Annotated in this window: 10 protein-coding genes; 5 read left to right on the top strand and 5 right to left on the bottom strand. The window is 56.0% G+C overall.

The annotated features are described in order from the left end of the window. Positions 1–272 precede the first annotated feature (272 nt). Both D1841_RS08220 and D1841_RS08215 read right to left on the bottom strand, forming a co-directional pair. Positions 273–419 (bottom strand): hypothetical protein, encoded by a 147-nt coding sequence (locus D1841_RS08220; protein WP_166554244.1) that lies wholly within the window; start codon positions 417–419, stop codon positions 273–275. Positions 420–518: 99 nt separating this feature from the next. Next, positions 519–668, bottom strand: coding sequence for a hypothetical protein (locus D1841_RS08215; RefSeq protein WP_160642847.1), 150 nt, complete (start codon positions 666–668; stop codon positions 519–521). 579 nt (positions 669–1,247) lie between these two features. Between D1841_RS08215 and D1841_RS08210 the strand changes: the two genes are divergently transcribed. From D1841_RS08210 to D1841_RS08200, 3 genes are all read left to right on the top strand, one after another. Next, positions 1,248–1,781, top strand: coding sequence for a sigma-70 family RNA polymerase sigma factor (locus tag D1841_RS08210; protein WP_160642846.1), 534 nt, complete (start codon positions 1,248–1,250; stop codon positions 1,779–1,781). Further along, the gene (locus D1841_RS08205) at positions 1,771–3,909 is read left to right on the top strand and encodes a hypothetical protein (protein ID WP_160642845.1); all 2,139 of its coding nucleotides are present in this window, start codon (positions 1,771–1,773) and stop codon (positions 3,907–3,909) included. The genes D1841_RS08210 and D1841_RS08205 overlap by 11 nt, the downstream gene beginning before the upstream one ends. Positions 3,910–4,136: 227 nt before the next feature. After that, the gene (locus tag D1841_RS08200) at positions 4,137–6,047 is read left to right on the top strand and encodes an ATP-binding cassette domain-containing protein (RefSeq protein ID WP_160642844.1); all 1,911 of its coding nucleotides are present in this window, start codon (positions 4,137–4,139) and stop codon (positions 6,045–6,047) included. 98 nt (positions 6,048–6,145) lie between these two features. Here D1841_RS08200 and D1841_RS08195 read toward each other — a convergent pair whose 3' ends face one another. Then, positions 6,146–7,879, bottom strand: coding sequence for an ABC transporter ATP-binding protein (locus tag D1841_RS08195; RefSeq protein WP_160642843.1), 1,734 nt, complete (start codon positions 7,877–7,879; stop codon positions 6,146–6,148). Positions 7,880–8,422: 543 nt separating this feature from the next. Here D1841_RS08195 and rpsO point away from each other — a divergent pair. Beyond that, positions 8,423–8,686, top strand: coding sequence for a 30S ribosomal protein S15 (rpsO, locus tag D1841_RS08190; protein ID WP_160642842.1), 264 nt, complete (start codon positions 8,423–8,425; stop codon positions 8,684–8,686). Between the two features lie 304 nt (positions 8,687–8,990). Next, complete coding sequence (locus D1841_RS08185) at positions 8,991–11,168, top strand: polyribonucleotide nucleotidyltransferase (RefSeq protein ID WP_160642841.1); 2,178 nt, start codon at positions 8,991–8,993, stop codon at positions 11,166–11,168. A gap of 141 nt (positions 11,169–11,309) precedes the next feature. Here the strand turns inward: D1841_RS08185 and D1841_RS08180 are convergent, their stop codons facing one another. Both D1841_RS08180 and D1841_RS08175 read right to left on the bottom strand, forming a co-directional pair. Continuing rightward, positions 11,310–11,792, bottom strand: coding sequence for an ATP-binding protein (locus D1841_RS08180; RefSeq protein WP_160642840.1), 483 nt, complete (start codon positions 11,790–11,792; stop codon positions 11,310–11,312). Between the two features lie 4 nt (positions 11,793–11,796). Further along, entirely contained in the window at positions 11,797–12,888 is a 1,092-nt protein-coding gene (locus tag D1841_RS08175) for a glycoside hydrolase family 32 protein (RefSeq protein WP_160642839.1), read from the bottom strand. Positions 12,889–13,006: the final 118 nt, after the last annotated feature.

The raw sequence follows: 13,006 nt of genomic DNA, 5'->3' as shown, positions 1-13,006 counted from the left end.
CCAATTCCTTTTGCTCTTTTTTGTGCCCCCTAGCCCTTTGGCGTGCGTCCTTGCGTACTAACTTAATGACATTGCTTACATTGAGGCCCCGTTCTTTCCACAAGTCCTTCCGTGCGCCGCCGATTTTTTCTCCGAAATCTTCATGCTGGCTGGAAATTGTCTGGTTGTTACGGTTCAATCGCATCTTCCTTTCCCTATATAAAGTGGTTTTTGGAACAAAGAAAGCCCCAATCACAAGAAGTAATTGGGGCCAAAATGGTGCTGGCTATATTCTATTGTAGTGGGCGGATGGTCTGATAAATGGCTTGTATGTGCCTTACCCAATCCTCCGCGTCCGCCTTATGCCGGAGATACAGGCCATGCGTGGGTTCTTGCACCCGGCGCAGCACCCGCAGAAGCTGGGAAACGTCCTTCGGCAAGATAACAGTTTGCCTAATTTCATGTTTTTCATACTTCATCAGGTAGGGCTTGAGGGCCACAAGGTGGATGCAGCCAGTTTGCCTACGCCGCCTTTTTGGTTACAGACAGCTATAATTTTTGCTATTTTCTTCATTTAGGTGCCTCCCTACTCTAAAATCAAACAGGACTAAGCCAGTGCCCTCTTGCTGTAAGGGTTTCTGCCTTAGTCCTATTTTAGCAGGAGCATCAATGAAAATCCGAATCGCCATGGAAAAACCTCCTTCTTCATGCTTTTCCATTCTATTCGTCAGACAAGCGGGCTGTGCCTAGGGCTTATTTTAAATGCCAGCATTTTCAAGCAAATCAAATGATTATCTCAAAAAAGGCCCAGTTTACAGGCATTTCCGCAAGATAGCGGCTTGAACTTACCACCCTTTTACTCCTTACGGATTGAGCCTTGATATGCTTTGAAACTTTTGTGGATAAAGCAGACAGACAGCACACGCCAGTATTGGCCTGCCATAGATTCGCGCTTTACCTTCTGCGCTTTTTTATGATAAGGGAGTAATTGGTCTGGTTCTTTTAAAAGGGGTTGTGGGGTATGGGGCAAAGCCCCATAGGTGTGCACCGTAGATATATGCTGCGTGTTCGAACACTCCCCATTATCAAACCTTCCTTGACAAAGCCGGGAAAACATGCTTCAATGGAGGGCGGGCAAGGGAATCCTCTGCCCTACATATTGTATTTTTTTAAAAAATTTTTGAAAAGCGCCTAACCAAACAAGCCTAAGGCCCGTCTAATGGATGAAAAGAGGGCTAAAGCAGGCAATTGGAGTGGGGTGAGGAAGTATGTCAGAGCGCATGGTGAAAAAGGCACAGAACGGGGACAAGGACGCCTTTTTAACCCTGATGCGGGAAAACGAGCTGGCTATGTACCGCACAGCGAAGGCAATCCTGCACAGAGAGGACGATGTGGAGGACGCAGTGCAGGAAGCGGTGTGCAGGGCTTTTTATAAAATCGGGGATTTGCGCCAGCCCCGGTATTTTAAAACATGGATAACCCGGGTGGTTATCAACTGCTGCTATGATCTGCTGCGGGATCAGCGGGGCATTGTTTCCCTGGAGCTTTTGCCGGAAACAGGCTATGAAGAGGACAGGGACGCCGCCCTGGACGTGCGGGAAAGCCTGGCGGCCCTGGGGGAAAACGACCGGCTGATTTTGACGCTGTACTACTTAAACGACCTTTCGGTGCGGGATGTGGCCAAGCTTTTGGGCATCAGCGAGGGGGCCGTAAAGCAGCGGCTGGTACATGGGCGCAGGCGCTTCAAGGAAGCTTATGAAATGCGGGAGCAGGAAAGGAGGGCGGTCAGCTATGAAAAATAGAGGGAAGCGGTTCACCCCTCCGGCGCCCAGGCGGGAAAAAGCTGTCCGGCAGGGCTATCGGCGGGATCCGGAGTTCTGCGGGTTTTTGGCAAAAGAGCTGGAGATGGAAGCCCCGCCGGAATCTTTCTCCAAGGCCATGCGCCGGGTGTATGCCGAGCTGCCCCGGGATATGCCTGTGCGGCACTACCCCTTCCGGTCTGCCATGAAAAGCCTTGCCACTGTGGCGGTGCTGCTGGTGGTTTTCGGGGTTTCCCTGCTGGGGGCCAACAGCGTGTATCCCCAGCTTACGGAAAGCCTGCCCGGGGTGGGGATGCTCTTTAAAGCTATGAACGGCGCAAAGCCGGAGGAAACCCCCGACACCCCGGAGCTGCCGGTTCCCCTGGTGGCGGAGGGAAAGCTGGCTATGCCAGAATTTGAGCCAGTGACCCTGTCTTGCCAGGGCGATATTCTAAAGGATTTGACTGTGGAAAATGCCTGGAGCGACGGGGAAAAGCTGTATCTCCACATGTCCCTGCTGGCGCTGGAGTCTCAATTGCAAACCCTGTCCCGGCCCGGCGACATGCCTTACGGCTATATCCCTCCGGTGCTGTTTTTCCTTACAGACGCTTACAGGGATGTGGCGGCTGAAATATTCCAGGAATACTATCCTGGAGAGGAATTTGACGACAAGGCGGCAGGCTATCAGTGGAGCAGCATTTCCATCAACGGGCAGAAAGTGGAAAGCGTTATGGAAACAAGGGACCCCGCCTATCTGCAATATACGGAAACAGACAGCGCCCTGGCCCTGCACTATGAGGAGACTGAGGACAGGGTGCTGGCAAAAGAGGGTATCCAGGCCTTTGCCAGGTATACAGGGAACTGGGTGCTGGAAGTCCCCCAGGAGGCCAGGGACGCAGATGTCTTTTCCGTTTCCCTGAACCTCCCGCAGCTCTTCTATGCAGGCGTTATCGCGCCGGAAATGAGGGAGGGCGGTGAGCCTATGGCTATCCTGGAGGATGCCTTTCAAGGGGACTTTACAGTGGAAGCGGACAGAAGCGGGGCCTTGGAACTGGAAGCCCTGCAGGCGGACAATAAGGTGGAGATTACCCAGATGTCCTACACCCCAGCAGAGCTTACCGCTACCCTCAACGTGCCCTTCCTGGGATATTGCGGCTACAGCCTGCTGCCTCCTGCCGGGTATCACGGAGGCCCTGTCCCGCAGAAGCCTTATGGCATGTACGCGGTGGTAAGCGGGGAAGACGGCACTGTGCTTGCCAGCCAGAATATCTGGGACGATTCTGCAACGCAGCGGACCGCCTACGAAGCGGATCGGCTTTCCGGTTACCAGAGGATGAAGCTGCGCGTGAACCTTTCGCCGGAAAAGCGGCAGAGCCTGGTGCTCACCCTGTACTATTTCGATCCGGAAGAAGTAAAGTTTGCGATGGATTCTGCTGGCATTCCAGCCGGGGATTTGGTGAACCCGGTGGCAGCGGAATTCACCCTGGATCTGGCGGAGGGCACTGCCGCCCCCAGCGTGAATTATGAGAAACAGGGGCTTGTAAAGCCGGATGCGGAGATGTCCCCTTATATCCTGCACCACCCCGAGCTGCAGGAGGGGATATATGTGCAGGGGGTGACGGAGGACATACTGTTCGCAGACCAGCGCGTGAGCTGGATAAGCCTGTGCGTCAGGCCGGATCGGCTGCCATGGGTGCAGGACTGGGCCTTGCAGTGCTATATCGGCGATGAGCTGGTCCAGACTGTATACGCCTGCGATGTCCAGGATGACAGCGCCTATAACGAGAGAAGCGGCGCCCTGGGGGATCTTGCCGTATATAACAGCGGCAGCGGGCTTTTCTGGCGGGAAGAGAGCGGGCAGTCTAACTATGAGGACGACGACTATGCCCACCTGCACTTCATCGTAGAGTATCCGGAGTGGGATTTGGACAGCTATGGCGGGGTGCTATCCTCTTTCAGCCGGATGGATCTGGTGGACGCCGCTACAGGCCAGGTGATACTGGCGGATCTGCGCGGGATAAACCGGGCGCTCCTGGAGGAAACCCTGTGCGGAAGCCTTTATAAGGAGTTAGAAGAAGGGAACCGTTCCTGGGCGGGCGAGTCGGAAGGGGCTGCATCAGACTATAATTGACAGGCTTAAAACAGCGGGCCGCTGAAGGCCCGCTGTTTTGTTTTTCCCAGGGAGGCTTTCCCTCTTTTGCCTGTTCAGGCTTGCGCAATTTATATTTTTGCGATATACTTATAAAGTATATGCCCGCCAGTGTCTCAGCGGGCTGTGAAACAGGGACGGGCGCTGCCTCTCATATGGAACCTGCGGGTTCCTCCATCTGCCCTTCCCAAAAACGAGATGAGGTACTTATGGCTATTTTAACAGTAAACGATGTCACCGTTAGCTTTGGTGAAGAAACAATTTTAGAGGGCATCACCCTTGAAATGCAGAAGGGGGAGCACATCGGGCTGGTAGGGGTGAATGGCAGCGGAAAAACCACTCTGTTTAAAACCCTTACTGGAGAATATACGCCGGACACGGGCAGCGTAATTTTCGCAAAGGACTGCACCCCGGGCTATATGGAGCAGCATGTGTGCCGGGACTTTGAAAAAACCGCCTTTGAAGAGGTTATGACAGTTTTCGCCCCCCTGCTGGAAATGGAAAAGGAGCTGGAGTCTCTTTCCAGCAAGCTTTCCCAGAATCCCCCGGAGCAGGAAATGGAAGCCCTTATCCTGCGGCAGACGGAGCTGAACGACCGCTTTGTGGACGGGGGTGGGCTGACCTGCCGCTCCCGGGCGCGCAGCGCCCTCTTAGGGCTGGGGTTTACAGAGGAGCAGATTCAGAACAGGGTGGGGGTGCTAAGCGGCGGGCAGAAGGCAAAGCTGCAGCTTGCCAAAATGCTTTTGGGCGGCGCAAATCTTCTGCTGCTGGATGAGCCTACCAACCACCTGGACATCCAGTCTGTGGAATGGCTGGAAGATTTCCTGAAAAACTATCCCCACGCCTACGTGGTCATCTCCCACGACCGGTATTTTCTGGATAAGGTGACTTCCCGCACCCTGGAGCTGCAAGGCAAGCACCTGGAAAGCTACAAGGGCAATTACACCCGGTATCTGGCCTTAAAGGAGGAAAAGCGCCTTGCCATGCAGCGGGTGTATGAAAGCACCCAGAGGGAAATTAAGCGCATAGAGGGCATTATTGAGCAGCAGAGGCGCTGGAACCAGGAGCGCAACTATGTGACCATTGCCAGCAAGCAGAAGTCTATTAACAGGCTGGAGGCCACCCTGGAAAAGCCGGAGGATGACCCGGTCTCCATCCGCTTCCAATTCCATGCCAGCCGCCGCAGCGGCGACGATGTGCTTACAGCCCAGGGCCTTTCCCTGGCCTTTGGGGAAACGCCCCTCTTTGAAAACGTGGACATAGAGATTAAGCGGGGGGAGAAAATCTTCCTCATTGGGCCTAATGGCTGTGGCAAAACCTCCCTGTTTAAAATCCTTCTGGGCCAATACCGCCAGGACGAAGGGGAGGTGCGCCTGGGGGTGGGGGTGGACTTGGGTTACTATGAGCAGTTCCAGCTAAGCCTGCATGACAATAAGGCCGTAATAGACGAGATATGGGATATCCATCCCCAGATGACCCAGACGGAAATCAGAAGCGCTTTGGCTATCTTCCTTTTTAAGGGGGAGGACGTGTTCAAACCTATAGGGGCTTTAAGCGGCGGGGAGCGGGCCAGGGTGCTGCTTTTAAAGCTGATGCTGTCCCGGGCCAATTTCCTGCTGCTGGACGAGCCGACAAACCATCTGGACATCGGCTCCTGCGAGGCCCTGGAGGAGGCCCTTTCCGGCTATGACGGCACCTTGTTTGTGGTGTCCCACGACCGCTATCTGATTAACCGTCTGGCAGACAAGGTGTATGCCCTAACCCCCCAGGGGGCCGAGCTGTATCTGGGAAACTATGACGCATACCTGGAAAAGCGGGAGGCCCGGCAGGCTATAGCCGAGAAGAAAGCCGCGCCCAAACAGAATCTCTATAAGCAGCGCAAAGAGCGTGACGCGGAGCTGCGAAAAAAGCGGGCAGCCCTGCGCCGGCTGGAAACGGAGATTGAGGAAAACGACGGGGCTGTTTCAGAATTGGAAAAAAGTTTGGAAAACCCGGACATAGCCGCCGATTACGAAGCAGTGGCTCGGATTTCCCAGGAAATTGCCGAACTGCGGGAAAAGGCGGACGCTCTTCTCATGCAGTGGACAGCCCTTTCAGAGGAGCTGGAGGGCCAGGGGTAATATCGAAGTTTATAGAACCCCCGTGCGGCGCTGCCGCACGGGGGTTCTGGTTCATATTTTCATCCCAGAAAGGACCGCCTTTCCCGCCCTGAATGGCCTTAGACCTCCAGAGACGTTTGATACAGGCCGGCATACACGCCGCCCCGGGCCAGCAGTTCTTCATGGGTGCCCTCTTCGCACACGCCGTTTTCATCCAGCACCAAAATGCGGGACGCGCCCCGGACTGTGGAAAGCCGGTGGGCAATCACCAGGGTGGTGCGGCGGCGGGCCAACTGCTCCAGAGAGCGCTGGACAATTTTCTCGCTGTGGGCATCCAGCGCGCTGGTGGCCTCGTCAAAGATCAAAACCGGGGGATCCTTTAAAAACACCCGGGCAATAGAAACCCGCTGCTGCTGCCCGCCGGAAAGGCGCACGCCATGAGGGCCAACGTCTGTGTCATACCCCTGGGGCAGCTTCTGGATGAACTCATGGGCGCCTGCCTTTTGCGCGGCGGCAACGATTTCCTCCTGGGTGCAGCCAGGCTTGCCGTAGGCTATGTTTTCCCCGATGGTGCCTGCAAACAGGTATACGTCCTGCTGCACCATGCCGATGTTTTGCCGCAGGGAGCGCAGGGTGGCGTTTTCCACGGGCTGGCCGTCCAGCAGGATCTGCCCCTTCTGCACCTGGTAGAACCGGGGAATAAGGGAGCAAAGCGTAGTTTTGCCCACGCCGGAAGCCCCCACCAGGGCCACGTACTCTCCGGCTTTGATGGAGAGATCCAGCCCATGGAATACAGAGGCCCCGCCGTCATAGAAAAAGGAGATGTCCTTCAGCTCCAAGTCCCCCTTTACCCGGGGAAGATCCCGGGCCTGGGGGCTGTCCTGAATTTCCGGGGACATGTCCATCAGCTCCCAATACCGGGCAAAACTGGTGGAACCCTCTTGCAAAAGGCGGCTGGTGTTTGCCAGGCTCCTGACCGGGGCAGAGAAATAGTTCACATACAGCATGAAAAGAACCAGGTCGGGCAGCTTCATAGCGCCTGCCCAGATAGCCAGCCCCCCAAACACTGCCACCGCAATGGGTAGCAGGTTTGCAAAGGCATCCATGCCGCAGTAAAGCTTGGCCTCGCTCTGGTAGCCCCGGCGGCGGCTTTCCAGGAAACGTTGGTTCTGCCGGTCAAACTTTTCCTCCTCCAACTGCTCGTTTGTGAAGGACTGCACCACCCGCACGCCGGAAAGGGAGTCTTCCACCTGGGCGTTCACATCCCCTGCGCTTCTGCGCCCTTCGGCCAGGGCTTCCCGCATTTTCTTGCTGTAGTACAGGGTATACGCCGCCATAAAAGGCAGAAGCGCCAAAAGGGCCAGGGTAACCTTCCAGTTAATGTGAAAAAGAATCACAGTTGCCCCCAGAAGCTGGATGGCGTTCACCACCACGTCCTCGGGGAAGTGGTGGAAAAATTCCGCCAGGGAAAGGGAGTCCGCCGTAATGCGCGACATCAGCTCCCCTACCTTATGGGTGTCATAAAAGGAGAAAGACATCCCCTGGCAGTGACGGAATAATTGGGCGCGCATGTCCCGCTCCATTTTTGCGCCCATATGGTGTCCCTGGTAATCTAAAAAATACTGGCAGAGCGCCTGCGCGATTACCAGCAAAAGCAGTATCAGCCCCAGCCGCAAAATGCGCCCCTGGGGGCTGGCCATGCCTTGGGCCAGCACATCCTCTGTGATGGTGCGCACGCCCAGGGGCACCACCAGCGCGATGGCAGACATCAGCAGCGCGCAGGCCATGTCTGCGAAAAACCAGCCAGCATAAGGCTTGTAAAAAGATACGAATTGTTTAAAGCGTTTTAACAAAATGTTTCCCTCCGTTTAGCTGCGGGAGGGCCATGCCGCATTAGCCGAACAGGCCGGGGGCCTGCTTAGCTTCGTCCAGAAGCAGTATCCCTCCCTGTGTTGTTTGTGTTTCCTGTTTTGACCATTTTCATAAATGTAGCACCGTCCTTTCTTGCCAGGGGCTTTTAGCGGGCGGATAAGCCCCTGGCTAAACCAAAATAGTATAGCACAGATTTTAAAGGCCGTCAAGATTTCTACGGGCAGACAGCACAGCCTGCAAGCATTACAAGCAGGGTTCGCTCCTTGCCCTGCTTGGTTGCCTCCTTTTCCTCATCTTTCCGCTGTTTTTTCCACTTTACAAACCTGCGGGGCTGTGCTAAAATATATGAGATGCCCTGCCCTCGGACACGGGAAACACCGGCCCTGCCTGTGGGCAAGCGTAATTTTTAGAATGCAGCCTGCATTTCTGAAATAAAACGCTGTGCGGCTTTGCGCCTGCGCAAAGTTCTAAAACAATGGGCGAAAAAATGAGCGCGGCAAAACGCCGCAGAAAGGTGATTTTTTATGACAAAGGCAGAGAAAACCGAAATTATCCAGAAGTATGCCCGCCACGAGGGCGACACCGGCTCTCCCGAAGTGCAGGTGGCTGTGCTGACAAAGCGCATCAATGATCTCACCGAGCACCTGCGGGTGAACAAGAAGGATCATCACTCCCGCCGGGGCCTGCTGAAGATGGTTGGCCAGCGCCGCAGCCTTTTAAACTACCTGACCAAGATCGACATTGAGCGCTACCGCGCCATCATTGCCGAACTGGGCATCCGTAAGTAAAAAACCTGCCAAAACTGTACAACAGGAGCCAAAGGCTGCCGCCTGCGGGCTATAGTAAACGCACGTTAAAATCGGTACAGGCCGATTTTTAACGCTCGGCGGCTTTGCCGCCCGGTGCAAAAGAGGGAACCCGCTTTTGAACCGCGTTAGCTATAACACAGCCTGCAAGCGCAGCCTTTTACTCTTTTTAGGCGGACACCCCCTGTTTTACAACCAAACAGGCCGGGGCTTTCGGCATGTTTGGTTATAAAACAGGGCCGCCGCGAAGAAGATCCCCAAAAACAGGGAGAAAGGAAAACTAAAAATGTTTGAAAATTTCAAGGTATATGAGACGACCTTTGCAGGCCGCCCCCTGGTTGTGGAAACCGGAAAAATGGGCCAGCTTGCAAACGGCGAGTGCCTGGTGCGCTATGGCGACACAGTGGTGCATGTAGCCGCCACCGCCTCCGCAAAGCCCCGGGACGGCATCGACTTCTTCCCCCTTTCCGTAGACTTTGAGGAAAAGCTCTATTCCGTAGGCAAAATTCCCGGTTCCTTCTTAAAGCGGGAGGGCCGCCCCTCTGACAAGGCCATCCTGGTCTGCCGCATGATCGACCGCCCCATCCGCCCCCTGTTCCCCAAGGATATGCGCAATGATGTTTCCATCGTCTGCACCGTCATGTCTGTGGAGCAGGACAACTCCCCGGAGATTGCCGCTATGGTGGGCACCTCCATTGCCCTCTCCATTTCCGACATCCCCTGGAACGGCCCCATCTCCGGCGTGTCCGTAGGCCTTATTGACGGCGAGTTTATTATGAACCCCACTGCCGCCCAGCGCAAAGCAAGCCAGATGGCGGTCACTGTGGCCTCCACCAGCGAGCGCATTGCCATGATTGAGGCCGGGGCCAATGAGGTAAGCGATGAGGACATGTACAATGGCATTATGGCAGGCCATGCGGAGAACCAGAAAATCATCCAGTTTATCAACGGCATTGTGGCGGAAATCGGCAAGGAAAAGTTCTCCTATCCCAGCAACAAGCCGGAAAAGGAAATGATAGACGCCATCCTGGCCTTTGCCCAGGAGGATGTCCGCGCCGCCCTGGATACCGACGATAAAACCGTCCGGGACGCCCGCTTAAAGCCTGTATATGAAAAGGTACATGAGCGCTTTGATCCGGAGTATCCGGAACAGGAAGGGAAAATTGACGAGTGCCTGTATTTGACCCAGAAAATCGTGGTGCGCCGCTGGCTTTTGGACGAGCAGAAGCGGGTAGACGGCCGGGGCATGGATGACATGCGGCCTCTGGCTGCCGAAGTGTCCCTTTTGCCCCGCACCCATGGCTCCGGCATGTTCACCCGGGGCCAGACCCAGGTGCTGACAGTCGCCACCTTAGGCTCCATCCGGGACAACCAGCTTTTGGACGGCATTGACGAGGAAGAGTCCAAGCGGTATATCCACCACTACAATTTCCCCTCCTATTCCGTAGGCGAAACCCGGCCCAGCCGCGGCCCGGGCCGCCGGGAGGTAGGCCATGGCGCTTTGGCCGAGCGGGCCTTGGTGCCTGTCATCCCTTCCATGGAGGAGTTCCCCTATACCATCCGCCTGGTGTCTGAGGTCTTAAGCTCTAACGGCTCCACCTCCCAGGCTTCCATCTGCGGCTCCACCCTGGCCCTGATGGACGCGGGCGTGCCCATTAAAGCCCCGGTTGCAGGCATTTCCTGCGGCCTTATCACCGAAGGCGACCGCTGGATGACCATGGTGGACATCCAGGGCATTGAGGACTTCTTTGGCGACATGGACTTTAAGGTGGGCGGCACCAAGAAGGGCATCACCGCCATCCAGATGGATCTGAAGATTTCCGGCCTGACCCCGGAGATGGTGAAAGAGGCCCTGGAGAAAACCCACAAGGCCCGCAACTATATCATCGACGAAATCATGCTCAAGGCCATTCCCGAGGTGCGGCCCGAGCTTTCCAGGTACGCCCCCAAAATGCTCTCCACCCAGATTCCCGTAGACAAAATCCGGGAGGTTATCGGCACCGGCGGCAAGGTTATCCAGAAAATCTGCGCTGAGTGCGAAATCACCATGGACGTGGAAGAGGACGGCCATGTGTTCATCACCGGCATTGACATTGAAAAGTGCCGCCGCGCTTTAGACATTGTGGACACCATTGTAAACGACCCGGAGCCTGGCTCCTATTATAACGGCAGGGTCACCCGCCTGATGGACTTCGGCGCTTTCGTAGAGATTGCCCCGGGCAAGGAAGGCCTGGTACACATTTCCCGCCTGGACATCAAGCGCACAGAGAAAGTGACAGACGTGGTAAATGTAGGCGACGTGGTAAAGGTGAAGGTGCTGGAAATTGACGATAAGGGCCGGCTGAACCTTTCCCGCCGGGACGCCCTCATCGACCTGGACGGCGCTGTGCCGGAGAACGACATCTCCGAGTCCCGCCCGCCCCGCCGGGATCGCCGCCCCCGCCGGGACTACGACCGGCATTAAGGCGCTGCGTCTCGCCCTGCTGGCACGCGGTAGCCTTTAAGAATCCGCCAAAGGGTTATCACCCTTTGAAAACCCGCGTTTCGCTTCTTTAAAGACAAAAAAACCAGCCTGCCGGATTGCCGGAAGGCTGGTTTTCTGTTTTCAGGATGAGCGAATATGCCTCCAGGGGTTTACAGGCGGCTCGAACAGCCCGGCCCATACCCGCATATCCTCCTCTGTGATAGTGGAAAACACGTCGTCCCGGTTCTGGGCGGCGCGGCGCTCCAAACGGCACAGCAGCTCCTCCAAAGGCGCGTCCAAAAAGCACACCTTTGTTTCCGCCCCCAAGGCCGCGGCCTCCAGGCGCTTTTCCTCCCGCTGTTCCTCCACCCAGAAGCCGAAATCCAGAATCACGCTTACGCCCTTTTGCAGCAGATCCTGCCCCACCTTCCACATCAAATCCTCCACCCGGTTGTGGCGGCTGTCATGAACCTCCTGATCTACCTGGTGGAAGTCGTCCCCGAACAGGAAGATGTGCCATTCGTCCGGGGTGAAGCGCACTGCCCCGGTTTCCTTTGCCAGCTTTTGGGCATAAGTAGTTTTGCCCGCACCTGGCAGGCCCACCATCAGGAATAAATCCGCCACAGCTTTATTCCTTCGCGTAGAACGTGCAGGAGAATTCCCCGCGGTTTATAAACACCTCCCGGGCATGGCCGTCCTGCAAAAAGGCCACCTCCCGCACCTGGGAACGGGGCAGGGACAGCAACACCTTCCCGTCCTGGACAAGGGCAGCTTCCTCCCCCTCCTGACTCAGGAGGGGCGCGGTGTCCCGCAGCAGGTGCCGGGCTTCCTCCACCGGATAGGTGCACACTTTGCCCTCTGCCAGGGAAATTTCCCGCGGAATCGTGAGAGCGCCTGCCCGCACAGCGCCTGCCGGCACTTCCCGCTCCCAGCTATGCATCCAGGCGATGAGGATACGCCTGCCCTTTTCGTCCAGGAAGGTCTGCCCGGCGTAGAAGTCCGGGCCTTTTTCCGGGATTTGGAAGCTTTCCGGGGTGAAGGTTTCCCCGTCAAAGCTGCCCACAACAAACTGGGAAGCCCGGCTCTTGTCCATGCGGGAGAACAGCAGCACCCACTTGTCCCCTAAGGGGAAAAGATCCGGGCACTCCGGCACAGGCCCATAGTCCCGGCTCTGGAAAATGGGGCCAATATACTCCCAGTGCAGCAAATCGGCCGATTTATACAGCAGCACACTACCAAGGCCGTCTGCCCCCGCGCCGCACACCATGCGGTAGCCGTCCCCATAGGGGAAGATTTTAGGATCCCGGAAGTCCCGGCTTGCGGGATCAACCGGGCTTTGGGCAATCACCGGGTTTCCCGCGTATTTCTCAAAGCGCCTGCCGTCATGGCTTATGGCAATGCACTGGGTCTGGCCCAGATCCTTGGAAACAGCGGTATACATCAGGTACAAGTCCCCGTCCTTTTCCAGGGCAGAGCCGGAAAAGCAGCCGTCCCCGTTTTCATAAGGCATGTCCGGGTACAGGGCAATGGGCAGTTCCTGCCAGTGCAGCAGGTCCTTGCTGACAGCATGGCCCCAGTGCATGGTGTCCCACTTGGGGGCATGGGGGTTGTGCTGGAAAAAAGCGTGATACTCCCCCTTAAACCAGCAAAGCCCGTTGGGATCGTTTATCCAGCCCTTTTCCGGCTCGAAATGGTAAGAAAGTCTTTCAATACCCGTCATAAAAATCGCCGTGCGATACAGAAGCCGCACAAAAAGCCATGAAAAACAGACTTCTGTGCCCTGTACCGCTCCTTTCTTTTGTATTTTTCGTACTGCCTGCATCTTGCTTCCCGCATAG

This window comes from Neglectibacter sp. X4 (assembly GCF_009917365.1).
In the GTDB taxonomy this organism is placed as follows: domain Bacteria; phylum Bacillota; class Clostridia; order Oscillospirales; family Acutalibacteraceae; genus Acutalibacter.
Note: the sequence above shows the minus strand (reverse complement) of the source record. Positions and strands in the feature narration are given on the sequence as shown.

What these genes read in the sequence shown, in the direction of transcription:
- D1841_RS08215 (WP_160642847.1), bottom strand. Translation starts at nt 668, where the DNA reads ATGGCGATTCGGATTTTCATTGATGCTCCTGCTAAAATAGGACTAAGG.
- D1841_RS08210 (WP_160642846.1), top strand. Translation starts at nt 1,248, where the DNA reads ATGTCAGAGCGCATGGTGAAAAAGGCACAGAACGGGGACAAGGACGCC.
- D1841_RS08205 (WP_160642845.1), top strand. Translation starts at nt 1,771, where the DNA reads ATGAAAAATAGAGGGAAGCGGTTCACCCCTCCGGCGCCCAGGCGGGAA.
- D1841_RS08200 (WP_160642844.1), top strand. Translation starts at nt 4,137, where the DNA reads ATGGCTATTTTAACAGTAAACGATGTCACCGTTAGCTTTGGTGAAGAA.
- rpsO (WP_160642842.1), top strand. Translation starts at nt 8,423, where the DNA reads ATGACAAAGGCAGAGAAAACCGAAATTATCCAGAAGTATGCCCGCCAC.
- D1841_RS08185 (WP_160642841.1), top strand. Translation starts at nt 8,991, where the DNA reads ATGTTTGAAAATTTCAAGGTATATGAGACGACCTTTGCAGGCCGCCCC.
- D1841_RS08175 (WP_160642839.1), bottom strand. Translation starts at nt 12,888, where the DNA reads ATGACGGGTATTGAAAGACTTTCTTACCATTTCGAGCCGGAAAAGGGC.